This is a genomic window from Enterobacter sp. CM29 (assembly GCF_013179605.1).
Taxonomy (GTDB): domain Bacteria; phylum Pseudomonadota; class Gammaproteobacteria; order Enterobacterales; family Enterobacteriaceae; genus Enterobacter; species Enterobacter intestinihominis.
On the sequence record NZ_JABMCU010000014.1, the window covers coordinates 1 to 26,591 of the forward strand.

At 54.9% G+C, this 26,591-nt stretch carries 25 protein-coding genes; 19 read left to right on the plus strand and 6 right to left on the minus strand.

Features of this window, described 5'->3' with window-relative positions:
- From mreB to tldD, 7 genes are all read left to right on the plus strand, one after another.
- The coding region (mreB, locus tag HP459_RS03385; RefSeq protein ID WP_171935938.1) for a rod shape-determining protein MreB at window positions 1-804 on the plus strand (804 nt) is incomplete at its 5' end.
- A 62-nt stretch (window positions 805-866) separates the two neighbouring features.
- On the plus strand, window positions 867-1,883 hold the full coding sequence (gene mreC / locus HP459_RS03390) for a rod shape-determining protein MreC (RefSeq protein WP_003860400.1): 1,017 nt from the start codon (window positions 867-869) through the stop codon (window positions 1,881-1,883).
- Complete coding sequence (mreD, locus tag HP459_RS03395; protein ID WP_003860402.1) at window positions 1,883-2,371, plus strand: rod shape-determining protein MreD; 489 nt, start codon at window positions 1,883-1,885, stop codon at window positions 2,369-2,371. Before mreC ends, mreD begins: the two co-directional genes overlap by 1 nt.
- Window positions 2,372-2,380: 9 nt before the next feature.
- Complete coding sequence (locus HP459_RS03400; protein WP_063199845.1) at window positions 2,381-2,974, plus strand: nucleoside triphosphate pyrophosphatase; 594 nt, start codon at window positions 2,381-2,383, stop codon at window positions 2,972-2,974.
- Window positions 2,964-4,433 (plus strand): ribonuclease G, encoded by a 1,470-nt coding sequence (gene rng, locus HP459_RS03405; protein ID WP_003860405.1) that lies wholly within the window; start codon window positions 2,964-2,966, stop codon window positions 4,431-4,433. Before HP459_RS03400 ends, rng begins: the two co-directional genes overlap by 11 nt.
- Before the next feature lie 42 nt (window positions 4,434-4,475).
- Window positions 4,476-8,282: an AsmA2 domain-containing protein YhdP gene (yhdP, locus tag HP459_RS03410; RefSeq protein ID WP_171935939.1), complete on the plus strand. Its 3,807-nt coding sequence runs from the start codon at window positions 4,476-4,478 to the stop codon at window positions 8,280-8,282.
- 83 nt (window positions 8,283-8,365) lie between these two features.
- Window positions 8,366-9,811, plus strand: a complete 1,446-nt coding sequence (gene tldD, locus HP459_RS03415) for a metalloprotease TldD (RefSeq protein WP_022649562.1) — start codon at window positions 8,366-8,368, stop codon at window positions 9,809-9,811.
- Between the two features lie 112 nt (window positions 9,812-9,923).
- On the opposite strand, the gene aaeR is transcribed toward tldD, so the two are convergent.
- Entirely contained in the window at window positions 9,924-10,850 is a 927-nt protein-coding gene (gene aaeR, locus HP459_RS03420; protein ID WP_022649561.1) for an HTH-type transcriptional activator AaeR, read from the minus strand.
- A gap of 178 nt (window positions 10,851-11,028) precedes the next feature.
- Between aaeR and aaeX the strand changes: the two genes are divergently transcribed.
- The 5 genes from aaeX (at window position 11,029) to HP459_RS03445 (ending at window position 16,004) form a co-directional block, all read left to right on the plus strand.
- Complete coding sequence (gene aaeX, locus HP459_RS03425; RefSeq protein ID WP_003860416.1) at window positions 11,029-11,232, plus strand: p-hydroxybenzoic acid efflux pump operon protein AaeX; 204 nt, start codon at window positions 11,029-11,031, stop codon at window positions 11,230-11,232.
- Between the two features lie 7 nt (window positions 11,233-11,239).
- Window positions 11,240-12,172 (plus strand): p-hydroxybenzoic acid efflux pump subunit AaeA, encoded by a 933-nt coding sequence (gene aaeA / locus HP459_RS03430; protein WP_023298740.1) that lies wholly within the window; start codon window positions 11,240-11,242, stop codon window positions 12,170-12,172.
- 5 nt (window positions 12,173-12,177) lie between these two features.
- Window positions 12,178-14,145 (plus strand): p-hydroxybenzoic acid efflux pump subunit AaeB, encoded by a 1,968-nt coding sequence (gene aaeB, locus HP459_RS03435; protein WP_023298739.1) that lies wholly within the window; start codon window positions 12,178-12,180, stop codon window positions 14,143-14,145.
- 86 nt (window positions 14,146-14,231) lie between these two features.
- Window positions 14,232-15,686, plus strand: coding sequence for an NAD-dependent succinate-semialdehyde dehydrogenase (locus tag HP459_RS03440; RefSeq protein WP_017382714.1), 1,455 nt, complete (start codon window positions 14,232-14,234; stop codon window positions 15,684-15,686).
- 45 nt (window positions 15,687-15,731) lie between these two features.
- Window positions 15,732-16,004 carry a barstar family protein gene (locus tag HP459_RS03445; protein ID WP_022649557.1) on the plus strand — a complete coding sequence of 91 codons (273 nt, stop codon included), beginning with the start codon at window positions 15,732-15,734 and terminating at the stop codon, window positions 16,002-16,004.
- Window positions 16,005-16,063: 59 nt separating this feature from the next.
- Here HP459_RS03445 and yhcN read toward each other — a convergent pair whose 3' ends face one another.
- Together yhcN and argR are read right to left on the minus strand one after the other, a co-directional pair.
- Window positions 16,064-16,327 (minus strand): peroxide/acid stress response protein YhcN, encoded by a 264-nt coding sequence (gene yhcN, locus HP459_RS03450; RefSeq protein ID WP_006812160.1) that lies wholly within the window; start codon window positions 16,325-16,327, stop codon window positions 16,064-16,066.
- Window positions 16,328-16,705: 378 nt separating this feature from the next.
- Window positions 16,706-17,176, minus strand: a complete 471-nt coding sequence (gene argR, locus HP459_RS03455; RefSeq protein ID WP_003860428.1) for a transcriptional regulator ArgR — start codon at window positions 17,174-17,176, stop codon at window positions 16,706-16,708.
- Between the two features lie 397 nt (window positions 17,177-17,573).
- Between argR and mdh the strand changes: the two genes are divergently transcribed.
- Window positions 17,574-18,512 (plus strand): malate dehydrogenase, encoded by a 939-nt coding sequence (mdh, locus tag HP459_RS03460; protein WP_022649556.1) that lies wholly within the window; start codon window positions 17,574-17,576, stop codon window positions 18,510-18,512.
- Between the two features lie 51 nt (window positions 18,513-18,563).
- Here mdh and degS read toward each other — a convergent pair whose 3' ends face one another.
- The 3 genes from degS to zapG all read right to left on the minus strand — a co-directional run bounded on the left by degS (window position 18,564) and on the right by zapG (window position 21,660).
- Window positions 18,564-19,631, minus strand: coding sequence for an outer membrane-stress sensor serine endopeptidase DegS (degS, locus tag HP459_RS03465; RefSeq protein WP_003860430.1), 1,068 nt, complete (start codon window positions 19,629-19,631; stop codon window positions 18,564-18,566).
- A 92-nt stretch (window positions 19,632-19,723) separates the two neighbouring features.
- Window positions 19,724-21,091, minus strand: a complete 1,368-nt coding sequence (gene degQ, locus HP459_RS03470; protein WP_022649555.1) for a serine endoprotease DegQ — start codon at window positions 21,089-21,091, stop codon at window positions 19,724-19,726.
- A 170-nt stretch (window positions 21,092-21,261) separates the two neighbouring features.
- A complete protein-coding gene (zapG, locus tag HP459_RS03475; protein ID WP_022649554.1) occupies window positions 21,262-21,660 on the minus strand; it encodes a Z-ring associated protein ZapG in 399 nt (132 codons plus the stop codon).
- Between the two features lie 189 nt (window positions 21,661-21,849).
- Here zapG and zapE point away from each other — a divergent pair, with 189 nt between their 5' ends.
- The 6 genes from zapE (at window position 21,850) to HP459_RS03505 (ending at window position 26,559) form a co-directional block, all read left to right on the plus strand.
- Window positions 21,850-22,974 (plus strand): cell division protein ZapE, encoded by a 1,125-nt coding sequence (zapE, locus tag HP459_RS03480; RefSeq protein ID WP_171935940.1) that lies wholly within the window; start codon window positions 21,850-21,852, stop codon window positions 22,972-22,974.
- Window positions 22,975-23,263: 289 nt separating this feature from the next.
- A complete protein-coding gene (rplM, locus tag HP459_RS03485; protein ID WP_003860434.1) occupies window positions 23,264-23,692 on the plus strand; it encodes a 50S ribosomal protein L13 in 429 nt (142 codons plus the stop codon).
- Between the two features lie 15 nt (window positions 23,693-23,707).
- The gene (rpsI, locus tag HP459_RS03490; protein WP_003860436.1) at window positions 23,708-24,100 is read left to right on the plus strand and encodes a 30S ribosomal protein S9; all 393 of its coding nucleotides are present in this window, start codon (window positions 23,708-23,710) and stop codon (window positions 24,098-24,100) included.
- A 307-nt stretch (window positions 24,101-24,407) separates the two neighbouring features.
- Window positions 24,408-25,046: a stringent starvation protein SspA gene (gene sspA / locus HP459_RS03495; RefSeq protein ID WP_003860438.1), complete on the plus strand. Its 639-nt coding sequence runs from the start codon at window positions 24,408-24,410 to the stop codon at window positions 25,044-25,046.
- 5 nt (window positions 25,047-25,051) lie between these two features.
- Window positions 25,052-25,549 carry a ClpXP protease specificity-enhancing factor gene (gene sspB / locus HP459_RS03500; protein WP_032622090.1) on the plus strand — a complete coding sequence of 166 codons (498 nt, stop codon included), beginning with the start codon at window positions 25,052-25,054 and terminating at the stop codon, window positions 25,547-25,549.
- Window positions 25,550-25,818: 269 nt separating this feature from the next.
- Window positions 25,819-26,559, plus strand: coding sequence for a DUF1120 domain-containing protein (locus HP459_RS03505; protein ID WP_022649551.1), 741 nt, complete (start codon window positions 25,819-25,821; stop codon window positions 26,557-26,559).
- Window positions 26,560-26,591 lie beyond the last annotated feature (32 nt).

Here is a 26,591-nt window from a genome sequence, read left to right on the forward strand (position 1 = left end):
ATTGCTGACTTCTTCGTGACCGAAAAAATGCTTCAGCACTTCATCAAGCAGGTTCATAGCAACAGCTTTATGCGCCCAAGCCCGCGCGTACTGGTGTGTGTGCCGGTTGGCGCAACCCAGGTTGAACGCCGTGCAATCCGTGAATCCGCTCAGGGTGCCGGTGCGCGTGAAGTGTTCCTGATTGAAGAACCGATGGCTGCGGCAATTGGTGCGGGTCTGCCGGTTTCTGAAGCAACCGGTTCTATGGTGGTGGATATCGGTGGCGGTACCACTGAAGTGGCCGTTATCTCCCTGAACGGCGTGGTGTACTCCTCTTCCGTGCGTATCGGCGGCGACCGTTTCGACGAAGCCATCATCAATTACGTTCGCCGTAACTACGGCTCTCTGATCGGTGAAGCGACCGCAGAGCGCATCAAGCATGAAATTGGTTCTGCCTATCCGGGTGATGAAGTTCGCGAGATCGAAGTTCGCGGTCGTAACCTGGCAGAAGGCGTGCCACGCGGATTCACCCTGAACTCCAACGAAATCCTGGAAGCGTTGCAGGAGCCGCTGACCGGCATCGTGAGCGCGGTGATGGTAGCGCTGGAACAGTGCCCGCCAGAGCTGGCCTCCGATATCTCCGAGCGCGGTATGGTTCTGACCGGTGGTGGTGCGCTGCTGCGTAACCTCGACCGCCTGTTAATGGAAGAGACAGGTATTCCTGTCGTAGTTGCAGAAGATCCACTGACTTGCGTCGCCCGTGGTGGTGGCAAGGCGCTGGAAATGATCGACATGCACGGCGGCGACTTGTTTAGCGAAGAGTAGTCGGGTGTGAGAGGGTAGCAAATGGCTACCCTTTCTCTCTGACGCGAGAATACGCATAGCCTATGAAGCCAATTTTTAGCCGTGGCCCGTCGCTACAGTTTCGCCTGATCCTGGCGGTTCTGGTGGCGCTCGGGGTCATTATTGCCGATAGCCGCCTCGGTACGTTCAGCCAGATCCGAACGTACATGGATACCGCCGTCAGTCCTTTCTACTTTATTTCAAATGGTCCCCGTGAACTGCTCGACTCCGTGTCGCAAACGCTTTCATCGCGTGACCAGCTCGAACTCGAAAACCGTGCATTACGCCAGGAACTGCTGCTGAAAAACAGCGAGCTACTAATGCTGGGGCAATATAAGCAGGAAAACGCGCGTCTGCGGGAACTGCTTGGCTCGCCGCTGCGCCAGGATGAACAGAAAATGGTCACCCAGGTGATCTCCACCGTAAACGATCCATACAGCGATCAGGTGGTGATTGATAAAGGCAGCGTGAACGGCGTATACGAAGGTCAGCCTGTCATCAGCGATAAAGGCGTTGTGGGCCAGGTCGTGGCGGTTGCCAAACTGACCAGCCGTGTGCTGCTGATTTGCGATGCCACCCATGCACTGCCGATTCAGGTGCTGCGTAACGATATTCGCGTAATTGCCGCCGGTAATGGTTGTACGGACGATCTGCAACTGGAACACCTGCCCGCCAACACGGATATCCGCGTGGGTGACGTGCTGGTGACGTCTGGTCTGGGCGGTCGTTTCCCTGAAGGCTACCCGGTTGCGGTTGTCTCTTCCGTGAAGCTCGACACTCAACGTGCCTACACCGTGATCCAGGCGCGTCCAACGGCTGGCTTGCAGCGTTTACGCTACCTGCTGCTGCTATGGGGCGCCGATCGCAACGGCGCTAACCCGATGACGCCGGAAGATGTGCATCGCGTGGCCAATGAGCGCCTGATGCAGATGATGCCGCAGGTGCTGCCTGCGCCGGATGCAATGGGGCCACCTGCGCCCGTACCGGCTCCGGCGACGGGGTTAACGCAGCCGCTACCGGATGCGCCGCCACCGCCGCAAGTCTCGGGTGGAGGGCAGTAGTGGCCAGTTATCGTAGCCAGGGGCGCTGGGTAATCTGGCTCTCATTCCTCGTTGCATTGTTGCTGCAAATTATGCCCTGGCCGGACGACATTCTTGTTTTCCGGCCAAACTGGGTATTACTCATTTTGCTCTACTGGATCCTTGCCCTGCCGCACCGCGTAAATGTCGGCACAGGTTTTGTGATGGGTGCCATACTGGATCTTATCAGTGGCTCTACGCTTGGCGTCCGCGCCTTATCCATGAGCATTATTGCGTATCTCGTTGCACTCAAATTCCAGCTCTTTCGTAACCTTGCGCTCTGGCAACAGGCGCTGGTGGTGATGTTGTTGTCGCTCGCTGCGGATATCGTTGTTTTCTGGGCAGAGTTTTTAGTGATCAACGTCTCTTTCCGACCGGAAGTGTTCTGGAGTAGTGTAGTAAACGGTGTGCTCTGGCCGTGGCTGTTCCTGCTGATGCGTAAAATTCGCCAGCAGTTTGCCGTGCAATAAAAGGTTTCTATGACGTCTTTGTATCTTGCCTCCGGTTCTCCGCGTCGCCAGGAACTGCTCGCGCAGTTGGGTGTATCCTTCGAACGCATCGTTACCGGTATCGAAGAAAAACGTGCTGAGGGCGAAAGCGCTCAGCAGTATGTCTCCCGTCTGGCGCGTGAAAAAGCGCAGGCGGGCGTTGCATGCGTGCCGCGTGACTTACCGGTGCTGGGGGCCGATACCATCGTCATTCTCAATGGTGAGGTGCTTGAGAAACCCCGCGACGCAAACCATGCTGCGCGGATGCTGCGTAACATGTCCGGACAAACCCATCAGGTGATGACGGCGGTAGCGCTGGCAGACAGCCAGTACGTTCTGGATTGCCTTGTGGTAACGGAAGTGACGTTCAGAGTCCTCACCGACGAGGAGATCGCCGGCTATATCGCCAGCGGTGAACCTATGGATAAAGCAGGTGCATACGGTATTCAAGGGTTGGGTGGCTGTTTTGTCAGGAAGATAAATGGCAGCTATCACGCCGTAGTCGGCTTACCGCTGGTGGAAACGTATGAGTTGCTGAGCAATTTTAACTCACTGCGTGAGGGAAGGGATAATTATGACGGCTGAATTGTTGGTAAACGTAACGCCATCGGAAACCCGTGTGGCCTACATTGATGGTGGCATTCTTCAGGAAATTCATATTGAGCGTGAAGCGCGGCGCGGAATCGTAGGCAATATCTACAAAGGTCGTGTCAGTCGTGTACTGCCGGGTATGCAGGCGGCTTTTGTAGATATTGGGCTCGATAAAGCGGCGTTTTTACACGCCTCCGACATCATGCCGCATACCGAATGCGTGGCAGGCGAAGAGCAAAAGCAGTTTGCCGTGCGCGACATCTCTGAGCTGGTGCGTCAGGGCCAGGATCTGATGGTGCAGGTGGTAAAAGATCCGCTGGGCACCAAAGGCGCGCGTCTGACCACCGACATCACCCTTCCTTCACGTTATCTGGTCTTTATGCCGGGGGCGTCGCACGTCGGCGTGTCACAGCGTATTGAGAGCGAAAGCGAGCGTGAACGCCTGAAAAAGGTGGTCAGCGCCTACTGTGACGAGCAGGGCGGGTTTATTATCCGTACCGCAGCGGAAGGGATCAGCGAAGAAGACCTGGCCTCGGATGCGGCCTATCTGAAGCGCGTCTGGACCAAAGTGATGGAGCGTAAAAAACGCAACCAGACCCGCTACCGGCTGTACGGTGAGCTGGCGCTCGCTCAGCGCGTATTACGTGATTTCGCCGATGCGCAGCTCGACCGAATCCGCGTGGACTCCCGTCTGACGTACGAAGCCTTACTGGAGTTCACCGCCGAGTACATCCCGGAAATGCCGGGGCTGCTGGAGCATTACACCGGACGCCAGCCGATATTTGATCTCTATGACGTTGAAAACGAAATCCAGCGTGCGCTGGAGCGTAAGGTTGAGCTGAAATCGGGTGGCTATCTGATCATCGATCAAACCGAAGCGATGACCACCGTCGACATCAACACCGGCGCGTTTGTCGGCCATCGCAACCTCGATGACACCATCTTTAATACCAATATAGAAGCGACGCAGGCCATCGCACGCCAGCTTCGCCTGCGTAATCTGGGCGGTATTATCATCATCGACTTTATCGATATGAATAATGAAGACCACCGCCGTCGCGTGCTGCACTCCCTGGAGCAGGCGCTGAGTAAAGATCGCGTGAAAACCAGCATCAATGGCTTCTCGCAGCTCGGTCTGGTGGAAATGACCCGGAAACGGACCCGCGAAAGCGTGGAACATGTCCTGTGTAATGAGTGTCCAACCTGCCATGGACGCGGAACGGTAAAGACGGTGGAGACGGTCTGCTACGAGATCATGCGTGAGATTGTCCGTGTCCATCATGCCTACGACTCAGACCGTTTTCTGGTCTATGCTTCCCCTGCGGTGGCAGAGGCCCTGAAAGGGGAAGAGTCGCACGCGCTGGCGGAAGTGGAAATCTTTGTCGGCAAACAGGTAAAAGTGCAAATTGAGCCGCTCTATAACCAGGAGCAGTTTGACGTCGTCATGATGTAAACGCAGTTCGCTGCGAGATTTAAGGCTGACAAGGAGAGACGCGTGAGGCGATTGCCGGGGATTTTACTGCTTACAGGGGCAACGCTGGTCGTGATTGTCGCGTTGCTCGTGAGCGGGCTGCGTCTCGCCTTGCCGCATCTGGACAGCTGGCGGCCGCAGATCCTGGCAAAAATCGAATCTGCCACCGGTCTGCCGGTGGACGTGAGCCATATCGAGGCAAGCTGGCAGAACTTTGGCCCGACGCTTGATGCGCGGGATATCAGCGCCAGCCTGAAAGATGGCGGCCATCTTAAAATCAAACGCGTCACCCTGGCGCTGGATGTCTGGCAAAGCCTGCTGCATCTGCGCTGGCAGTTTCGCGATCTCACCTTCTGGCAACTTCAGCTGATGACCAACACGCCGCTGCAAAGCGGCGACAGCGATCGTGGGCTGGAAACCAGCCGTATCAGCGATCTCTTCCTGCGTCAGTTCGATCATTTCGATCTCCGCGACAGCGAAGTGAGCTTTATAACCCTTTCCGGACAGCGCGCTGAGCTGGCGATCCCACAGCTGACCTGGCTAAACGGGAAAGATCGCCACCGCGCCGAGGGGCAGGTGAATCTCTCCAGCCTGAACGGGCAGCACGGCGTTATGCAGGTGCGGATGGATCTGCGCGACGACAATGGCCTGCTGAACAACGGCAGGGTGTGGCTACAGGCGGACGATGTGGACGTGAAGCCGTGGCTGGGTGAGTGGCTACAGCAGAACATGCAGCTGGAAACCGCGCGCTTCAGCCTGGAAGGCTGGATGACCCTGACGAACGGGGCGTTCGCCAGCGGCGATATCTGGCTTAAGCAGGGGGGCGCGAGCTGGAAGGGGGAAAAACATCAGCATCAGCTTTCCGTCGATAACCTCACCGCACACGTGACGCAGGATAAAGGCGGCTGGCAGTTCGCTATTCCGGATACGCGCATCTCCATGGATAACAAACCCTGGCCGCGCGGCGCACTGACGCTGGCGTGGATGCCGGAGCAGGACGTCGGCGGGATAAACGGTAAACGCAGCGATGAGCTGCGTATCCGCGCCAGTAACCTGGATCTGACGGCGATCGAAGGGTTGCGTTCAATGGCCGCAAAACTCTCACCGGAGCTGGGCGAAATCTGGCTGGCGACGCAGCCGAGCGGGCAGATAAACCGGCTGGCGCTGGATATTCCTCTCCAGGCCACGGAAAAGACGCGTTTTCAGGCGGCATGGAAAAATCTCGCATGGAAACAGTGGAAACTGCTGCCGGGTGCCGAGCACTTCAGCGGTAAACTGGAAGGAAGCGTGGAAAACGGCAGGCTGACGGCAGAAATGCAGGAAGCAAAAATGCCGTACGAAACGGTCTTCCGTGCGCCACTGGAGATCGAAAAGGGAAACGCCACCCTCAACTGGCTGAAGAATGACAAAGGTTTTCAGCTCGATGGTCGCGATATTGATGTAAAAGCCAAAGCGGTACATGCCCGCGGTAATTTCCGTTATCTACAGCCTGAAGGCGATGAGCCGTGGCTGGGCATTCTGGCAGGCATCAGCACGGATGACGGTTCGCAGGCGTGGCGCTACTTCCCGGAAAACCTGATGGGGAAAGCGCTGGTAGACTATCTCAGCGGCGCCATTCAGGGCGGTCAGGCGGATAACGCCACGCTGGTCTACGGCGGCAATCCGCACCTGTTCCCGTATAAGCATAACGAAGGCCAGTTCCAGGTTCTGGTGCCGCTACGCAACGCCACCTATGCCTTCCAGCCGGACTGGCCCGCGCTGAAGAATCTGAATATCGAACTCAACTTCCTGAATGACGGCTTGTGGATGAAGACGGACAGCGTTGCGCTGGGCGGCGTAACGGCAAGCAACCTGACGGCAAACATCCCGGATTACTCCAAAGAGAAACTGCTGATTGATGCGGATATTAATGGGCCGGGTAAAGCGGTTGGCCCGTATTTTGAAGATACGCCGCTGGATGACTCCCTGGCGGCCACTCTCCAGCAGTTGCAGTTAGATGGTGATGTGAATGCTCGCTTACATCTGGATATCCCGCTCGACGGTGAAATGACCACCGCCAAAGGCGACGTTCGTCTGAACAATAACAGCCTCTATATCAAGCCGCTGGACAGCACGCTGAAAAACCTTAGCGGTCAGTTCAGCTTTGTTAACGGCAATCTGAAAAGTAAGCCGCTGAAAGCGACCTGGTTCAATCAACCCGTCAATATCGATTTCTCCACCACCGAGGGCGATAAAGCCTACCAGGTGGCGGTCAATATGGACGCGAACTGGCAGCCGTCACGCATGGATGTTCTGCCGAAGCCGATTGAGAATGCGGTGGACGGCGCGGTGTCATGGAATGGCAAGGTCGCCATCGACCTGCCTTATCATGCCGGTGCGCGCTATAACGTCGACATTACGGGCGATCTAAAAAACCTCAGTAGCCAGCTTCCCGCACCGCTGAACAAGAAAAGCGGTGAAGCACTGCCCGTCAACGTTAAGGTTGCGGGCAACCTCAACAGCTTTGATTTAACCGGAAACGCTGGCGGAACAAACCACTTCAACAGCCGCTGGCTGCTTAACCGCAAGCTGACGCTGGACAGGGCGATCTGGACGACTGACAGCCGTACCACGCCGCCGCTGCCGGAGCAGGCGGGCATTGAACTGAATCTCCCGCCGATGGATGGCGCAGAGTGGCTGGCACTGTTTCAGAAAGGTGTCGGGCAAAACGTCGATCAAACGGCGCAGTTCCCGCAGTCCATTACCTTGCGCACGCCTGCGCTGACGCTAGGTGGGCAGCAGTGGAACAACCTGAGTATTGTCTCCCGGCCGACGGTGAACGGCTCAAAGGTCGAGGCGCAGGGGCGTGAAATTAACGGTTCGTTGACGATGCGCGATAACGCGCCATGGCAGGCGGCTATCCGTTATCTCTATTACAACCCGACCTTTACGGCGTCTAAAACACAGTCGACAAGTACGTCTCCTTTCAGCAGCAGTGGAACGTCGCGCGTGGATTTCAGCAACTGGCCCGATCTCCAGCTGCGCTGTGCGGAGTGCTGGCTGTGGGGACAGAAATATGGCCGTATCGACGGTGATTTTGCTATTCAGGGCAATACGCTGAGCCTCTCTGGTGGGCTGGTGGATACCGGCTTTGGCCGCATGACCGCCGCTGGCGAGTGGGTGAACAAACCGGGTGAACAGCGCACCTCGCTGAAGGGCGATATTAAAGGCAACAAGCTGGACGCAGCGGCTAACTTCTTTGGGATCAGCACGCCGCTTCGCGGATCGTCCTTCGATGTGAATTACGATCTGCACTGGCGCGCGGCACCGTGGCAGCCGGACGTTGCCTCGCTGAACGGTATCCTCAGAACCCGTTTTGGTAAGGGACAAATTGCCGATGTTAGCACCGGTCATGCAGGGCAAATACTGCGCCTGCTGAGCTTTGACGCGCTGCTGCGCAAGCTGCGCTTCGATTTCAGCGATACCTTCAACGACGGTTTCTATTATGACTCCATTCGCGGAACGGCCTGGATCAAGGACGGCGTGATGCATACCGATGATACGCTGCTGGATGGCCTGGAAGCGGACATCGCCATGAAAGGATCAGTAAACCTCGTGCGCCGGGAGCTGGATATGGAAGCGGTTGTTGCCCCGGAAATCTCCGCTACAGTGGGTGTTGCTACCGCTTTTGTGGTCAATCCGATAATCGGCGCGGCGGTATTTGCCGCCAGCAAAGTGCTGGGGCCGCTCTGGAGCAAAGTCTCGATTCTGCGCTACCGCATTACGGGCCCAATCGATAAACCGCAGATTAATGAAGTGCTGCGCCAGCCGCGCAAAGAAGCACAGCAATGATTTGACGTGGGCAGGTAATTGCCTCACTCTCAATAATATTGATTTTATACCGCCACTGGCGGCAACGAACGAGTAGCAATACGATGAGTCTGAACCTGGTAAGTGAACATTTGCTCGCAGCGAACGGCCTGAGCCATCAGGACCTGTTCTCCATTCTTGGTCAACTGACCGAACGCCGCCTCGACTACGGCGATCTCTATTTCCAGTCGAGCTATCACGAATCCTGGGTTTTAGAAGACAGCATCATTAAAGATGGTTCTTATAACATTGACCAGGGCGTCGGCGTGCGCGCCGTCAGCGGCGAAAAAACCGGTTTTGCTTATGCAGACCAGATAAGCCTGGCCGCGCTGGAGCAGAGCGCGCAGGCGGCGCGAACCATTGTGCGCGATACCGGCGACGGTCGCGTGAAAACCCTGGGTGAAGTGCAGCACGCTGCGCTTTATACCAGCATCGATCCGTTGCAGAGCATGAGCCGTGAAGAGAAGCTGGACATCCTGCGTCGCGTGGACAAAGTGGCTCGCGCGGCGGATAAACGCGTGCAGGAAGTTTCTGCCAGCCTGAGCGGTGTTTATGAACTGATCCTGGTGGCGGCGACGGACGGTACGCTGGCCGCCGACGTGCGTCCGCTTGTGCGCCTCTCTATCAGCGTACAGGTGGAAGACGACGGCAAGCGCGAGCGCGGCTCAAGCGGTGGCGGCGGTCGTTTTGGCTACGACTGGTTCCTTGGCGACGTTGACGGAGAAGCGCGCGCGGATGCGTGGGCAAAAGAAGCCGTGCGCATGGCGCTGGTCAACCTGTCTGCCGTGGCGGCACCTGCCGGTACGCTGCCGGTGGTTCTGGGCGCAGGCTGGCCTGGCGTGCTGCTGCACGAAGCGGTCGGTCACGGCCTGGAGGGGGATTTCAACCGTCGCGGGACGTCCGTATTCAGCGGTCAGATGGGGCAGCTTGTCTCCTCCGAACTGTGTACCGTGGTGGATGATGGCACCATGCTCGACCGTCGCGGCTCGATTTCTATCGACGATGAAGGCACGCCGGGCCAGTACAACGTGCTGATCGAAAATGGCGTACTGAAAGGTTACATGCAGGACAAGCTTAACGCGCGTCTGATGGGCGTTGCGCCAACGGGTAACGGTCGTCGCGAATCCTACGCGCACCTGCCGATGCCGCGCATGACCAACACCTACATGCTGCCGGGTAAATCCACGCCGCAGGAGATTATCGAATCCGTTGATTACGGTATCTTCGCGCCAAACTTTGGCGGCGGCCAGGTGGATATCACCTCCGGTAAATTTGTCTTCTCTACCTCAGAGGCGTATCTGATTGAGAAGGGCAAAGTGACCAAAGCGGTGAAGGGCGCAACCCTGATTGGCTCTGGCATTGAGGCCATGCAGCAGATTTCCATGGTGGGTAACGACCTGAAGCTGGATAACGGCGTGGGCGTTTGCGGCAAAGAGGGTCAGAGCCTGCCGGTAGGCGTGGGCCAGCCAACCCTGAAGGTCGATAACCTGACGGTGGGCGGCACGGCGTAATTTTTTCATTTTCCCCTCACCCTAACCCTCTCCCCAACGGGGAGAGGGGACTGCTCCGTGCCGTCTTTTCTCCCTCGCCCCTTTGGGGAGAGGGCCGGGGTGAGGGGGAGGCCTACTCTTTCCTTCTTCCCCGCATCCCCTGAAACAGCTCTGCCACTTCCACAAAATAGTCCGTCAGATAGTTAATACAGACCTGCACCTTCAGCGGCAGCTTGTCCTTTTCGGTATAGAGCGCGTACACCGGGCGCGGATCCGACTGGTAGCGCGGGAAGAGGATCTCCAGTTCGCCGCTGTTGATCTCGTTGATCACCCACATCAGCGGCACGTAGGCGATCCCGGCCCCGGCCACCAGCCAGCGTGAGATGGTCATCGGATCGTTGGTCACGAAGCGGCCTTCAGGCAGCAGTTTGGTGGAAAGCCCCTCTGGCGCGATCAATTCAAATTCGTTATCTGGGCGAACGCTGTATTCCAGCCACGAGTGGTTGCTCAGGTCGGCAGGTTTTTCCGGTACGCCATACTGTGCCAGATAGCTTTTCGAAGCGCAGACCACCATCGGCATGCTGCCCAGTCGACGCGAGAACAGGCTCGAGTCCTGCAATGCGCCAACGCGGATCACCACGTCTAACCCATCGGCAATCAGATCCGGTGCCGGAATACCCGTTACCAGATTAACGGTTAAACCGGGATACTCTTTCAGCATTTCCGCCGTCATGGCAGCGAGAACATTTTGTGCCATAGTTGAAGAACACCCGATACGCAGCGTGCCGATAGGCGTGTTGTTAAAGGCGTAGAGCTGCTCGTGAACATCCTGCACTTCATGCAGCATTCGACGGCAGCCCTGATAGTAAATTTTACCCGCTTCCGTCAGCCCAATGCTGCGGGTGCTGCGGTTGAGCAGCTTCACCTGGAGCTCATCTTCCAGTTTTGACACTGTCTGGCTAATGGATGAGACGCTCATTTGTAGCTGACGTGCTGCGGCGGTAAAAGAGCCTTGCTCAACCACTTTCGCAAAGACGGACATGCGTTTTAGACGTTCCATTATTCACTCTGGCTTAAAAGTGATTTAGATCACATATGATAGATAACAGCATAACAGTTACGTTAATATATTATTAATTACATAACGGCTGCGCCACTCTCGCCCGGCAATTCATGCTCTCCTGCGGCGGCGTGAGCTTAATAATCCAGTAACCTGCATCTCTTTAATCAAGGTCAACATGAGTCTGTTTCCCGTTATCGTGGTGTTCGGTCTGTCGTTCCCACCGATATTTTTCGAGCTTCTTTTATCACTGGCGATCTTCTGGCTGGTGCGCAAGGTGCTGGTCCCTACCGGGATTTATGATTTCGTCTGGCATCCTGCATTGTTTAATACCGCGCTGTATTGCTGCCTGTTCTATTTAATATCGCGCATGTTTGTCTGAGGTTGATGTGAAAACGCTAACAAGAAAAATCTCCCGCACTGCCATCACTATGGCGCTGGTCATCCTGGCGTTCATCGCTATTTTTCGCGCCTGGGTTTATTACACCGAATCCCCGTGGACGCGCGATGCGCGTTTCAGCGCGGAGGTGGTCGCGATAGCGCCCGATGTCGCCGGTCTCATTACGGCGGTCAATGTCCACGATAACCAACTGGTGAAAAAAGATCAGGTACTGTTCACTATCGACCAGCCGCGCTATCAAAAAGCGCTGGAAGAAGCGGAAGCCGACGTAGCTTATTACAACGCGCTGGCCGCTGAAAAACGCCGTGAAGCAGGACGTCGTAACAAGCTGGGCATCCAGGCCATGTCCCGGGAAGAGATTGATCAGTCCAATAACGTGCTGCAAACCGTGCTGCATCAGCTGGCAAAAGCGCAGGCGACGCGCGATCTGGCGAAGCTCGATCTGGAACGTACCGTTATCCGCGCCCCGTCCGATGGCTGGGTAACCAACCTCAACGTCTATGCGGGTGAGTTTATCACGCGCGGCTCTACGGCCGTGGCGCTGGTGAAACAGAACTCTTTCTACGTCCTCGCCTATATGGAAGAGACCAAGCTGGAAGGCGTGCGTCCGGGCTATCGCGCCGAAATCACGCCGCTCGGCAGCAACCGGGTCCTGAAAGGAACCGTGGACAGCGTGGCCGCGGGGGTGACCAACGCCAGCAGTACCAATGATTCAAAAGGGATGGCGACCGTCGATTCTAACCTCGAGTGGGTTCGTCTGGCGCAGCGCGTACCGGTACGCATTCGTCTGGATGAGCAGCAGAGCAACCTCTGGCCCGCAGGCACCACGGCGACGGTAGTGATCACTGGTGAAAAAGACCGTGATGCCAGCCAGGATTCTATCTTCCGTCAAATCGCCCATCGCCTGCGCGAGTTTGGTTGATCGCTATGGGCATTTTTTCCATCGCCAGCCAGCACATCCGCTTCGCCGTGAAGCTGGCATGCGCCATTGTGCTGGCGCTGTTTGTTGGCTTCCATTTCCAGCTTGAAACGCCGCGCTGGGCTGTTCTGACCGCCGCGATCGTCGCCGCCGGTCCTGCCTTCGCGGCGGGTGGCGAGCCTTACTCCGGGGCAATTCGCTATCGCGGGATGCTGCGTATTATCGGCACCTTTATCGGCTGTATCGCCGCCCTGACCATTATCATCCTGATGATCCGCACGCCGCTGCTGATGCTGATTGTATGCTGTATCTGGGCGGGTTTTTGCACCTGGGTCTCTTCGCTGGTGAAGGTGGAGAACTCGTACGCCTGGGGCCTGGCGGGATATACCGCGCTGATTATTATCATCACCATTCAGAGTGAACCGCTGCTTGCTCCGCAGTTCGCCGTGGAACGTTGCAGCGAGATTGTCATTGGTATCGTCTGCGCGATTGTCGCCGATCTGCTCTTCTCTCCGCGATCCATCAAGCAGGAAGTCGATCGTGAGCTGGACGCGCTGATTGTTGCCCAGTACCAGCTCATGCAGCTGTGCATTAAGCACGGCGACAGCGAAGAGGTCGACAAGGCCTGGAGCGCGCTGGTGCGCCGCACGCAGGCGCTGGAAGGGATGCGCAGTAATCTCAATATGGAGTCTTCCCGCTGGGAGCGTGCCAATCGTCGTCTGAAAGCGATCAATACCGTCTCGTTAACGCTGATCACCCAGGCGTGTGAAACCTACCTGATTCAGAACACTCGCCCCGAAGTGGTAACGGATACCTTCCGCGAACTGTTTGATGAGCCTGTGGAGACGGTGCAGGACGTGCATCGACAGCTTAAACGCATGCGTCGTGTGATTGCCTGGACGGGCGAACGGGATACGCCAGTCACCATTTATACCTGGGTTGGCGCCGCAACGCGCTACCTGCTTCTGAAACGCGGCGTGATTAGCAACACCAAAATCAGTGCGGCGGAAGAAGAGGTGTTACAGGGCGAAGTGGTGATCAAACCGGAATCCGCCGAGCGTCATCATGCGATGGTTAACTTCTGGCGTACCACCCTGGCCTGTATACTCGGCACGCTGTTCTGGCTGTGGACCGGCTGGACGTCCGGCAGCGGCGCGATGGTGATGATTGCCGTCGTTACCGCGCTGGCGATGCGTCTGCCCAACCCGCGCATGGTCGCTATTGATTTTCTGTACGGCACCATTGCGGCGTTACCCATTGGCGCGCTCTACTTCCTGGTAATCATCCCCTCGACGCAGCAAAGCATGCTTTTGCTCTGTATCAGCCTGGCGGTGATGGCGTTCTTTATCGGGATTGAGGTACAAAAACGCCGTCTGGGATCGTTAGGTGCGCTGGCGAGTACGATTAACATCCTCGTGCTGGATAACCCGATGACCTTCCATTTCAGCCAGTTCCTGGATAGCGCATTAGGCCAGCTGGTGGGCTGTTTCCTGGCGATGATGGTGATCCTGCTGGTGCGGGATAACTCTCAGGCGCGGACAGGGCGCGTGCTGCTCAATCAGTTTGTGTCGGCCGCCGTATCGTCCTTGACCACCAACACCGCGCGGCGCAAGCAGAACCACCTTCCGGCCCTTTACCAGCAACTGTTCCTGCTGTTGAATAAATTCCCGGGCGATGTCGCTCGCTTCCGTCTGGCGTTAACCATGATTATCGCGCACCAGCGTCTGCGGAACGCGCCAGTGCCGATCAACGACGATTTGTCCGCTTTCCACCGCCAGCTACGGCGAACGGCGGACCATGTGATATCGGCATCCAGTGATGACAAACGTCGCCGCTACTTTAAGCAACTGCTGGAGGAGCTGGATATCTACCAGGAGAAACTGCGAGTCTGGGAAGCCCCGCCGCAGGTTACCGAGCCGGTAGAGCGGCTGGTGTTTATGCTGCACCGCTACCAGAATGCGCTGACAGACAGCTAACGAAGAGAAAACCGACGCCAAAAGCGTCGGTTTTTTTGTGGCTATACTTATTCTTGCAGGTTCAAACATTCAGGAAGGGAGGACACATGACAACCCAGGCTCTTCAGGACAGTATTCTTTTTCAGACCGGGTATCTGGTTAACGGTATCTGGAAAACACTCGACACCACGTTTGATGTGCTAAACCCGGCCACGGGCGAGGTGGTTGCGAAAGTGGCGAAAGCAGGGAAAGCCGAAACCGAAGAGGCCATTGCGGCCGCGACGAAAGCCTTTCCCGCATGGCGCGCAAAAACGGCAAAAGAGCGTTCCACGATCCTCTATCGCTGGTATGAACTGATTATCGAGAACAAAAGCTGGCTCGGGCGGCTGATGACCACCGAGCAGGGCAAGCCGCTGAAAGAGGCTGAGGGCGAGGTGGACTACGCTGCCAGCTTTATTCAGTGGTTTGCGGAGCAGGCCAAGCGCGCTAACGGTGAAATCATTCCTCCGGTTAAACCCGGCTCCCGTATTCTGGCCACTCGTGAACCTGTTGGGGTGGTTGCTGCTATCACGCCATGGAATTTCCCGATGGCTATGCTCACCCGTAAGCTCGGCCCGGCGCTGGCAGCAGGATGTACCGGCGTCATCAAGCCTGCAAACAACACGCCGCTGAGCGCCTTTGCGCTGCTGACGCTGGCGAAGCAGGCCGGTGTGCCGGATGGTGTGCTGAATGCGGTCGCGGGGAGCACCTCAGAAATTAGTGACGCCATTATGGCCAGCCATGACGTGCGCAAAATCTCGTTTACGGGGTCAACCGCCGTCGGGAAAACGCTGGTTCGCAATTCCGCTGAGACCATGAAAAAGGTATCGATGGAGCTGGGCGGCAATGCGCCGTATATCGTTTTCGAGGACGCGGATATTGAGGCCGCCGTCAAAGGCGCCATCGCCAATAAATTCCGTAACGCCGGGCAGGTCTGCGTCAGCGTAAACCGTTTCTATATTCAGGAGACGGTCTATGACAAGTTTGTCAATCAGCTTGCCGATGCGGTGAAGGCGCTGAAGGTGGGTAACGGTCTGGACGAGGGCGTCGTTGTCGGCCCGCTGATTGAGCCTTCGGCTGTCGAGAAAGTCCGTGAGCACGTCGAAGATGCGGTAGCGAAGGGGGCCACGGTGCTGGCTGGGGGTAAACCGCACGAACTTGGCGGCAACTTCTGGATGCCAACCGTACTCGGTGACTGCCATGAAGGCATGAAGCTGGCAGAAGAGGAGACCTTTGGTCCCGTTGCCGCCTGCTTCCGCTTCACGTCGGAAGACGAAGTGGTTATGCGCGCTAACAATACGCCTTACGGGCTGGCGGCCTACTTTTATACCCAGAATCTCTCGCGCGTGTTCCGCGTCTCACAGGCCATTGAGAGCGGCATGATCGGAATTAATGAATGTGCGGTCTCGACCGAGCTGGGTCCGTTTGGGGGCGTAAAAGAGTCCGGGCTGGGGCGCGAGGGGTCCGTGCTGGGGCTGGAGGAGTTTCTGGAAGTTAAAACCCTGCATATCGGGGGCTTATAATAGACAGGGCGGCATCTGCCGCCCGCCTGTACCGGGTGGCTGGCAATGAAAATTTATACCTTTGATTTTGACGAAATTGATAGTCAGGAAGACTTCTACCGCGAGTTTATCCGGGCGTTCGACCTGGAGCGGGGCAGCGTAAACAATCTTGATATGCTATGGGATGTGGTTACCGGCGACAGGCTGCCGTTACCGCTGGAGATCGAATTTACCCATCTGCCTGAAAAACTGCGCAGACGCTTTGGCGCATTGATTTTATTGTTTGATGAAGCGGAGGAGGAGCTGGAAGGGCAACTGCGTTTCAACGTGCGCCAGTGATAAAAAAGCCCCTGACCGGGAGGTCAGGGGCAAGTCGTATGATGAGATACGACGAGGGTTTATTTGTACAGTTCTGCGGTAGCGTGCCAGTGGTCGCCACTGCGCGCTTCGATGATGCGATAAGATGACGCACCCTGTTCTTCCGCTTTTTTGTTCAGCATTTCGTGCATGTCCATCGGAGAAGTACCGATGGCACCAACAGAAACGGTCCCGATAGCCTGACGGGATTGTGCCTGTTCGGCGTTAATAGTGTCGGCTGCAAACGCACCGAATGACAGGACTGACAGTACGCTCAGGGCAGCTACAGTGGTTTTAATTTTCATGATTATTTACCTCGTCAATTATTTTACTGGGGTCTTTGTTCTGTGACCCTCATCACAAAATCAAGTATACACTAATCACGCAAAAAATTAATACCAGACTAATGGTTTCGCCTGTTATTACGTATTAAAAACATCATTTTTTATAACGGGAATGAATAAAAAAGGGCGTTACTCTGCAGGCGTAATGATTTTTTCTTATGTAAATCAATTGGATAGGTGGCTTTGATTTTTAGTGCGATTTTACGGCAGATCATTCACTGAATGAATGTTAACAGGCGGTAAAAAGCACTATTTGCAAAAGCAGCAGGCAGAGAAAAGCAGGGTAAAACGAGGCGGCAGCAGAATGATCCCCGTAGCCAGGCGCTACGGGGCAGAAGATTACAGCTCCTGCTCGAACAGGACCAGAATCGCTTCGTAGAGGTCTTTCACCGAGAAACCATTTGCCGGGGTCGTAAAAATGGTGTCATCGCCGGCGATGGTCCCGAGGATCCCCTCTGCTTTACCCAGCGAGTCCAGCAGGCGGGCAATCAGCTGGGCTGCACCCGGGCTGGTGTGGATCACGACCACGGCATCGTTATAGTCAATGTCCAGAACCAGGTTTTTCAGCGGGCTGGAGGTCGTTGGCACGCCAAGTTCAGCAGGCAGGCAATAAACCATCTCCATTTTGGCGTTGCGCGTACGCACTGCACCAAACTTGGTTAACATGCGGGAGACCTTCGACTGGTTGATGTTGTCGAAGCCTTGCTCCTGCAACGCCTGAACAATTTCTCCCTGAGAACTGAATTTCTCTTCTTTGAGTAGCGCTTTAAACGCTTTCACTAATTCTTCTTGCTTAGACGAGCTTCGCATAAGTCACCCGGAATATGACGATAGAAACAACATTATTATGCATGTGGATGAATTTTTATGCAAATTATCTACCTGGCACCAGGCTGAAATAATGTTATGAAAGGGAGAGATTTTATCAGATTTCGTTATCAGAAAACATGCCTGGGTCACGCCGCGCAAATAAGCTTAAAAGTAAATTAAATGTTATCAAAATGATGTTGTTTTGGTGGCGTGGCAGGGTGTATTGTAACCCCCTCTTAATTCGTTGTTGCCCACAGCCTGATAGCATTCGGGTGAAGGTCAAAGACGTGCGACCTCAAATTCTTTAGCGATGAAAATTGTAATTAATGACGTGCTGAATTATGGTCGCCGCAACGGAGTTACAGATACTTAAGTTAACCATAATAAGGAGTTTAGGATGAAAGTCGCAGTCCTCGGCGCTGCTGGTGGTATCGGCCAGGCGCTTGCCCTACTACTGAAAACCCAACTGCCTTCAGGCTCAGAACTCTCCCTGTACGATATTGCTCCGGTAACCCCAGGTGTGGCGGTTGACCTGAGCCACATCCCGACAGCTGTGAAAATCAAAGGCTTCTCCGGTGAAGATGCGCGTCCTGCGTTGCAGAATGCCGATGTGGTGCTGATCTCCGCGGGTGTTGCGCGTAAACCGGGTATGGATCGTTCAGACCTGTTCAACGTCAACGCGGGCATCGTGAAAAACCTGGTTCAGCAGATCGCTGAAACCTGCCCGAAAGCGTGCATCGGTATCATCACCAACCCGGTGAACACCACCGTTGCCATCGCAGCAGAAGTGCTGAAGAAAGCGGGCGTTTACGACAAGAACAAACTGTTCGGCGTAACTACGCTGGATATCATCCGTTCCAATACCTTCGTGGCTGAGCTGAAAGGCAAGCAGCCAACGGAAGTGGAAGTGCCGGTTATCGGCGGACACTCTGGCGTGACCATCCTGCCTCTGCTGTCGCAGATCCCGGGCGTGAGCTTCACCGAGCAGGAAGTGGCTGACCTGACCAAACGTATTCAGAATGCAGGCACCGAAGTGGTGGAAGCGAAGGCGGGTGGCGGTTCTGCAACCCTGTCTATGGGCCAGGCGGCGGCGCGTTTCGGCCTGTCTCTGGTTCGCGCGCTGCAGGGCGAGAAAAACGTGGTTGAATGCGCTTACGTAGAAGGCGACGGTGAACACGCGCGCTTCTTCTCTCAGCCGCTGCTGCTGGGTAAAAACGGCGTTGAAGAGCGTAAGTCTATCGGCACGCTGAGCGCGTTTGAGCAAAACGCGATGGAAGGCATGCTGGATACGCTGAAGAAAGACATCACGCTGGGCGAAGAGTTCGTTAACAAGTGATCTTGTCCCGGTAAAAAAAACGGAGCGCTAAGCTCCGTTTTTTTATGCCCGTCAGTTAGTGGCCGGGTATTCCTGGATGGTGACCTGAATCGTGAGCTTCTTGTCATTACGCATGACTTCTACGGGGATGATAGAGCCCGGTCGAATTTCCGCCACCTGGTCCATCGTTTCCAGCGCAGAGACCGCCGGCGTGCCGTTGACGGAAAGAATAACGTCGTTCACCTGGATACCTGCATTGGCCGCCGGGCCGCCAGGCGCCACTTCGTTGACCACAATCCCCTGGATCTGATCGATACCACCGCCCTGCGTATGCATCGGCGCGATTTCACGCCCGCCAATACCGATGTAGCCACGGATCACTCGGCCATCGCGGATCAGCTTGTCCATGATCTTGGTCGCCAGCTGGAACGGAATGGCAAAGCCAATCCCTTCCGGTGTTTCACCATCGTTGCTCTTGTCAAAGGAGAGGGTATTAATGCCCATCAGTTCGCCCAGAGAGTTCACCAGCGCACCGCCGGAGTTACCGTGGTTGATCGAGGCATCGGTTTGCAGGAAGTTCTGCCGCCCTGACGGGTTCAGTCCAATTCGACCGGTCGCGCTGATGATCCCCTGAGTGATGGTCTGGCCCAGGTTATACGGGTTACCGATCGCCAGCACCACATCGCCGATATGCGGCGTTCGTTTGCGATTAATCGGGATAGTCGGCAGACCGCCCGTGGCGTTGATCTTCAGCACCGCCAGATCGGTCAGGCTGTCCGACCCCACCAGCAGGGCTTCAAACACGCGGCCATCCTGCAAGGCGACGATAATCTGGTCGGCATCGTTGATCACGTGTTTATTGGTGATGATGTAACCCCGGTCATCCATGATCACACCGGAACCAAGCGTGCGGATCTCCAGCTGGTTATGAGCGGAACTGTTAAGCCCGCGGTTATAGACGTTAACCACGGCGGGGGCGGCACGGCGTACCGCCTGATTGTACGTTGCAGGCGTTTCATCCGTGCTGTCGAACTGAGGAGCCGACAGTTTGTTGAACTGGCGTAAAGATGGCATAGCCACCAGCAGCAGACCGGCAACGATCAAACCAATGACAATTGAACGAAAGAGCTTTAAAAGCATGATGCGTGTGTCGTTAAAAAAGGAACGGTTTGCAGCATAACATGAGTTATCCGGACATCACACGCAGCGGCGATGCCCGGAGTCGCAAATGGTTAACGCAGTAAAATGTAGAGGGTGTCGTTGCCACGGATAATTTGCAGGGCAATGACCGCCGGTTTACTCTCCAGCACCTTACGCATTTCGGCAATAGACTGCACGCGAGTGCGGTTCACACCCACGATCACGTCGTCCTGATGTAAACCTGCCTGCGCGGCCGGGCTGCTTTTCTCAACGGCAGTGACAGAAATGCCTTTCGTGCCGTCTTTAAGCTGACCGTCGCTCAGCGTTGCGCCCTGTAGCGCCGGGGAGATCTGTTCTGCACTGGCGGAAGAGGAGGTGCTCTTGTCCAGTGTCACTTCCACGGTCAGCGGTTTGCCCTCGCGGATCAGGCCCAGCTTCACTTTAGCGCCAGGCTCCGTGGTGGCAATACGCGAACGTAATTCAGCGAAGCTGCTCAGCGGTTTATCGTTCAGGCTGACAATAACGTCACCGGATTTCACGCCCGCTTTCGCAGAGCCTGAGTTGGGCAGCACTTCGCTGACAAACGCCCCGCGCTGGACGTTGAGCTTAAAGGCTTTGGCGATATCGGCGCTCATCTCCATGCCTTTAATGCCCAGCAGCCCGCGCTTAACCTCGCCAAACTGTATCAGCTGTTGAGACAGGGTTTTCGCCATGTTACTCGGAATGGCAAAACCAATCCCGATGCTGCCGCCGCCTGGTGCGAGGATAGCGGTATTAATGCCGATCAGTTCGCCGTTCAGGTTAAGCAGCGCACCGCCGGAGTTGCCCCGGTTGATGGAGGCATCGGTCTGGATGAAATTTTCCAGCCCTTCGAGATTCAGGCCGCTGCGCCCCAGGGCAGAGACAATCCCGGAGGTGGCGGTCTGCCCTAAACCGAACGGATTACCGACCGCGACGGCAAAATCACCCACGCGCAGCTTATCGGAATCGGCGATGGCGATCTGGGTCAGGTTGCTGGGGTTTTGCACCTGTAGCAGGGCGATATCACTCTGATCGTCACCGCCGATCAGTTTGGCGTCAAACTCCCGGCCATCGTTCAGCTGAACGCTGATTTTATCAGCCTGGCTGATCACGTGGTTATTGGTCAGGATATAGCCTTTGGCCGCGTCGATAATCACGCCCGAACCAAGGCCTTCAAACGGCTGAGCCTGCTGATCCGGCGCCTCTTCGCCAAAATATTTCTTCAGCTCTTCGGGAATACGCTGGCTTTGGCGTGCCGTCCCTTCCACCTGAACGCTGACTACCGCAGGCAGGACTTTTTCAAGCATCGGCGCAAGGCTGGGAATGGCTTCTTGTCCTGGCACCTGCGAAGGTAGTGCCGCACTGGCGGGGAAGGACGCCGAGAGAGATAACCCGACACTTAACGCTAAGGCGCTCAACAGCTGGTTTTTTTTCTTCATCGATGCTGACTCTCGTATCCTGGAATGAAAAAGAACGGCCCCAAAAACATCTTGATGTTATTGAATTTTCAACCGCTGAACAATGAGGTGTTTGACTAAATAATAGCTGGGGACGGGAAGAAAGGACGGGCGCATAAGGTGCGCCCGTAAAATTTATTCAGGTTGTGCGATTAATCGCGTTTTACGCCACCGCGCAGCAGGCCGGACGCGCCGTCTGAATAGTCGCGTGGCATCTGAACCGGTGCCTGATCGTTACCGGCCTCAGAGTCCGCCAGACGATTGCGGAAGGGGTTGCTCTCCGCGGTCATTTCCGGCAGCAGGCTGCTGGAGCTTTTCGCCATGTGCTGGTAGAGCTGGCGATAATCTGTCGCCATGTTGTCCAGCAGCTCAGCGCTACGGGCAAAGTGGCTGACCAGCTCTTCGCGGTATTCTTCCAGTTCGGCTTTGTTCTTTTCCAGTTCGTATTGCAGTGACTGCTGCTGACGCAATTTGCGGTTACCGAAACGCATGGCCACAGCACCAATGATGATGCCGACGACTAAACCGATTAGCGCATATTCCCAGGTCATGAACTTCTCCCGTTGTCTTGTTGTTCCGTAGGGTGTTGGCTCGGCTCCTGCCTGTGCCTGATTATGCCACTATAACCGCTATTTCCGCAGAAGTGGAATCCTGACGTATCATCGCGTAGTGTAGAACGGCCTTTTTTTCATCAGCCACGGCCGCTGATGAGGTTTAACTAAAGGAATAACAATAACATCATGCAAAACCTGTCCCCATCATCGCGTTACCAACTCGCCCTGAGTGAGGGCACACACCAGCCGGATGATGTCCAGCGTGAAGCGGTAAACCGCCTGGACACGATTTACCAGGAGCTTCTGGCGAAACCCGCCGATGCGATGCAGAGCAGTGGGCTGAAGGCGGCATTCGGCCGTTTACTGGGCAAAAAAGAGCCCACAGTAAACGCACCGGTTCGTGGCTTATATATGTGGGGCGGCGTTGGGCGGGGTAAGACCTGGCTGATGGACATGTTCTACCAGAGCCTACCCGGCACGCGTAAGCAGCGTCTGCACTTTCACCGTTTTATGCTCCGGGTCCATGAAGAGCTGACGGCGCTCCAGGGCGAAACCGACCCGCTGGAAATCGTGGCGGACCGCTTCAAGGCGGAAACGGACGTACTCTGCTTCGACGAATTCTTTGTTTCCGATATTACGGACGCGATGCTGTTGGGGGGGCTGATGAAAGCGCTGTTTGCGCGTGGGATCACCCTGGTGGCGACCTCAAATATCCCGCCGGATGAGCTTTATCGCAACGGTCTCCAGCGGGCGCGTTTCCTGCCAGCCATAGATGCCATTAAGCAGTACTGCGACATCATGAATGTCGACGCTGGCGTCGACTATCGTTTGCGCACGCTGACGCAGGCGTACCTGTGGCTTTCACCGCTGAACGCCGACACAGCCAGCGAGATGGATAAACTCTGGCTGGCGCTGGCAGGGGCGCCGCGGGATAACGCACCAGCGCTGGAGATTAATCATCGTCCGTTGCCGACGCTTGGCGTAGAGAACCAGACGCTGGCCGTCTCGTTTGCAACGCTCTGCGTGGACGCCCGCAGCCAGCATGACTACATTGCGCTTTCGCGTCTGTTCCATACCGTTATGTTATGGGATGTGCCCGTCATGACCCCTCTCATGGAGAGCGAAGCGCGCCGCTTCATCGCGCTGGTGGACGAGTTTTATGAGCGCCACGTCAAGCTGGTAGTCAGTGCCGAGGTGCCTTTATATGAGATCTATCAGGGCGAGCGCCTGAAGTTTGAGTTCCAGCGCTGCCTGTCGCGCCTGCAAGAGATGCAGAGCGAAGAGTACCTTAAGCGTGAGCATATGCCATAAATGCTACCCTCTCCCCGTGGGAGAGGGGCTGTGGGTGAGGGCACCAGACCGCACAATACGCAACCCCGAAAAACCCATCCCAAATCACATTTAAGGGTCGATCTTTGACCTCAACTTCTCTATAATCTTGCGACCCCACGTTACGAGAAGGTTTTTTTCCCGAAACTTTCTATGTGTCGGCATGTGCTATTCGAAGGGGTAGGTTTGCCGGACTTTGTCGTGTGAACCTCAACTGACTAAACGTTTGGGTGTTCACCAACGTGTAACTTATTATTTGGGTAAGCTTTTAATGAAAACTTTTACAGCTAAACCAGAAACCGTACAGCGCGACTGGTATGTTGTTGACGCGACCGGTAAAACTCTGGGCCGTCTGGCTACTGAACTGGCTCGTCGCCTGCGCGGTAAGCATAAAGCGGAATATACTCCGCACGTTGATACCGGTGATTACATCATCGTTCTGAACGCTGACAAAGTTGCTGTTACCGGCAACAAGCGTACTGACAAAATGTACTACCACCACACCGGCCACATCGGTGGTATCAAAGAAGCGACCTTTGAAGAGATGATTGCCCGCCGTCCTGAGCGTGTGATTGAAATCGCGGTTAAAGGCATGCTGCCAAAAGGCCCGCTGGGTCGTGCTATGTTCCGTAAACTGAAAGTTTACGCAGGCAACGAGCACAACCACGCGGCACAGCAACCGCAAGTTCTTGACATCTAATCGGGATTATAGGCAATGGCTGAAAATCAATACTACGGCACTGGTCGCCGCAAAAGTTCCGCAGCTCGCGTTTTCATTAAACCGGGCAGTGGTAAAATCGTAATTAACCAGCGTTCTCTGGAACAATACTTCGGTCGCGAAACTGCCCGCATGGTAGTTCGCCAGCCGCTGGAACTGGTTGATATGGTAGAAAAACTGGATCTGTACATCACCGTTAAAGGTGGTGGTATCTCCGGTCAGGCAGGTGCGATCCGTCACGGTATCACCCGCGCGCTGATGGAGTACGACGAATCCCTGCGTTCTGAACTGCGTAAAGCTGGCTTCGTTACTCGTGACGCTCGTCAGGTTGAACGTAAGAAAGTGGGTCTGCGTAAAGCACGTCGTCGTCCACAGTTCTCCAAACGTTAATCTATTCTGCTTACGCAGAACGATTGGCGAAAAACCCGCTTCGGCGGGTTTTTTTATGGATAATGCGCAGGTTATCCACAGTAACATTTCATATATCTTCTCTTTTTCCACATTTCCGGCATCCCCTCACCACAAAGCCATCAAAATCTGGTAAACTATCATCCAATTTTATGCCCAAATATCGGTGAATACTCGATTTTTGTTCGATTCTTGAACAATGTGTTTTCTCTGGGATGGGCGATACATCATCTGGCTGGCCCCGTTGGGCTGGTAGCAGTAAAAATTCTGAATATACCTGGAGGTTTTCATGGCTGTCGCTGCCAACAAACGTTCGGTAATGACGCTGTTTTCTGGTCCTACTGACATTTATAGCCATCAGGTTCGTATCGTGCTGGCCGAGAAGGGTGTCAGTTTTGAGATCGAGCATGTGGAAAAGGATAACCCGCCTCAGGATCTGATCGATCTCAACCCGAGCCAAAGCGTACCGACGCTGGTGGATCGTGAGCTGACCCTGTGGGAATCCCGTATCATTATGGAATACCTGGATGAGCGTTTCCCGCATCCGCCGCTGATGCCTGTTTACCCTGTTGCGCGTGGTGAAAGCCGCCTGTACATGCAGCGTATCGAGAAAGACTGGTACTCGCTGATGAACGTTATCGTTAACGGTTCCTCTTCAGAAGCGGATGCTGCGCGTAAACAGCTGCGTGAAGAGCTGCTGGCGATTGCGCCGGTATTTGGTCAAAAACCTTTCTTCCTGAGCGATGAGTTCAGCCTGGTAGATTGCTACCTGGCACCGCTGCTGTGGCGCCTGCCAACCCTGGGCGTAGAATTCAGCGGTCCTGGCGCGAAAGAGCTGAAAGGCTACATGACTCGCGTATTCGAACGCGACTCTTTCCTGGCATCCTTAACTGAACCGGAGCGCGAAATGCGTCTCGGCCGAGGCTAATGACTGTGGAAATGTCACAACTTTCACCACGCCGTCCGTATCTGCTGCGCGCCTTCTATGAATGGCTGCTGGATAACCAGCTCACGCCGCACCTGGTTGTGGATGTGACGTTGCCGGGCGTGCAGGTTCCAATGGAATACGCACGCGACGGACAGATTGTACTGAATATTGCGCCACGTGCAGTGGGTAACCTGGAACTGGCGAACGACGAAGTGCGCTTTAATGCGCGTTTCGGCGGCGTGCCGCGGCAGGTTTCCGTTCCGCTGGCTGCGGTTCTGGCTATCTACGCCCGTGAAAACGGTGCAGGTACCATGTTCGAACCGGAAGCGGCTTATGATGAAGAGGTCGCCAGCCTGAACGATGATGGGACATCCGATGAACGTGAAAGCGACACGGTAATGTCTGTGATTGATGGCGATAAACCCGACCATCACGACGACAATGACCCTGATGACGATCCGCCTCCGCGCGGTGGTCGTCCGGCACTCCGTGTCGTCAAATAAACTTCATAAAGCACAATATTTTTTCCGAACCTGCACAACTGTGCAGGTTTTTTTATTTTCTGCATAAAATTACTCTCTAAAAAACTTGTGTCTTTGCAAAAGATATCGGTCTATTAATTGGCATGGGATTAATCTTGTTGGGTTATTTTCTGTAGGACAGTTAAATTTATCTTCAATAATGTTTTATTTTAATTTGATTGTATCCGATATCACCCTGTGAAAATATATATGTGCGTTAACAAAAACGGATTTTCTTTTAAGGACAAATTATGAATATCACTTTTAAAAAATTATTTTCATCTGCTGCTATTTGTGCAGCCCTCGCCATGTCAAATGCACACGCTGCTAATGATGTGACGTTGAAAGTTATTGGTAATATCGTTCCTGGTTCCTGCGTACCCTCACTGCCAAACGGTGGAGTGGTAGATTATGGCACAATGCCAGCTTCTACCATCAATCCAACTGGCACGGCGAATACACTGGTTCAGTTGGGGGCTAAAAGTATTACTCTCACTATTACCTGTGACAGCGATACCAGCGTTGGGGTGACTTCTACGGATAACCGCCATGATACTCGTGTGGGCCTGGGGAGCGCCGCTTATATTGAAAATGGGTTTTTCGATAATGTAAATGCTAACGCTTCAGGAAACGCCTATGGCTTGGGTAAAACGAGTGCGGGTGTGAATATTGGCTCCTATGTAATTGCAGCAGATCCCGTTAATACAACAACAGATGGTGTTGTCGCTGATCTCATTGCAGCCACAGGTACCGATACATCAAATTATACCTGGGTAAAATCCAGTACGGGTGCTTTTGCACCAGTTAACAGTGGCACAGGCCAGACACGTGTCTTTACGGCTGCTGCATCGGGAACCACCACACCAAAAGCTTTTAAAGTTATGAATATGCCGTTACGCATTACGACTGCGCTTCAGGACAACACTGTATTGGGTACAGGCGATACTATCACGCTTGACGGTAATGCCACGCTGAGCCTTGTTTATCTTTGATATTCGTTATTGCTAAATGCTGTAGAAAATAA

What these genes read in the sequence shown, in the direction of transcription:
- rng (WP_003860405.1), top strand. Translation starts at nt 2,964, where the DNA reads ATGACGGCTGAATTGTTGGTAAACGTAACGCCATCGGAAACCCGTGTG.
- degQ (WP_022649555.1), bottom strand. Translation starts at nt 21,091, where the DNA reads ATGAAGAAAAAAAACCAGCTGTTGAGCGCCTTAGCGTTAAGTGTCGGG.
- HP459_RS03400 (WP_063199845.1), top strand. Translation starts at nt 2,381, where the DNA reads ATGACGTCTTTGTATCTTGCCTCCGGTTCTCCGCGTCGCCAGGAACTG.
- rplM (WP_003860434.1), top strand. Translation starts at nt 23,264, where the DNA reads ATGAAAACTTTTACAGCTAAACCAGAAACCGTACAGCGCGACTGGTAT.
- aaeX (WP_003860416.1), top strand. Translation starts at nt 11,029, where the DNA reads ATGAGTCTGTTTCCCGTTATCGTGGTGTTCGGTCTGTCGTTCCCACCG.
- degS (WP_003860430.1), bottom strand. Translation starts at nt 19,631, where the DNA reads ATGCTTTTAAAGCTCTTTCGTTCAATTGTCATTGGTTTGATCGTTGCC.
- sspA (WP_003860438.1), top strand. Translation starts at nt 24,408, where the DNA reads ATGGCTGTCGCTGCCAACAAACGTTCGGTAATGACGCTGTTTTCTGGT.
- HP459_RS03445 (WP_022649557.1), top strand. Translation starts at nt 15,732, where the DNA reads ATGAAAATTTATACCTTTGATTTTGACGAAATTGATAGTCAGGAAGAC.
- mreC (WP_003860400.1), top strand. Translation starts at nt 867, where the DNA reads ATGAAGCCAATTTTTAGCCGTGGCCCGTCGCTACAGTTTCGCCTGATC.
- tldD (WP_022649562.1), top strand. Translation starts at nt 8,366, where the DNA reads ATGAGTCTGAACCTGGTAAGTGAACATTTGCTCGCAGCGAACGGCCTG.
- aaeB (WP_023298739.1), top strand. Translation starts at nt 12,178, where the DNA reads ATGGGCATTTTTTCCATCGCCAGCCAGCACATCCGCTTCGCCGTGAAG.
- zapE (WP_171935940.1), top strand. Translation starts at nt 21,850, where the DNA reads ATGCAAAACCTGTCCCCATCATCGCGTTACCAACTCGCCCTGAGTGAG.
- aaeR (WP_022649561.1), bottom strand. Translation starts at nt 10,850, where the DNA reads ATGGAACGTCTAAAACGCATGTCCGTCTTTGCGAAAGTGGTTGAGCAA.
- zapG (WP_022649554.1), bottom strand. Translation starts at nt 21,660, where the DNA reads ATGACCTGGGAATATGCGCTAATCGGTTTAGTCGTCGGCATCATCATT.
- HP459_RS03440 (WP_017382714.1), top strand. Translation starts at nt 14,232, where the DNA reads ATGACAACCCAGGCTCTTCAGGACAGTATTCTTTTTCAGACCGGGTAT.
- HP459_RS03505 (WP_022649551.1), top strand. Translation starts at nt 25,819, where the DNA reads ATGAATATCACTTTTAAAAAATTATTTTCATCTGCTGCTATTTGTGCA.
- mdh (WP_022649556.1), top strand. Translation starts at nt 17,574, where the DNA reads ATGAAAGTCGCAGTCCTCGGCGCTGCTGGTGGTATCGGCCAGGCGCTT.
- argR (WP_003860428.1), bottom strand. Translation starts at nt 17,176, where the DNA reads ATGCGAAGCTCGTCTAAGCAAGAAGAATTAGTGAAAGCGTTTAAAGCG.
- rpsI (WP_003860436.1), top strand. Translation starts at nt 23,708, where the DNA reads ATGGCTGAAAATCAATACTACGGCACTGGTCGCCGCAAAAGTTCCGCA.
- yhcN (WP_006812160.1), bottom strand. Translation starts at nt 16,327, where the DNA reads ATGAAAATTAAAACCACTGTAGCTGCCCTGAGCGTACTGTCAGTCCTG.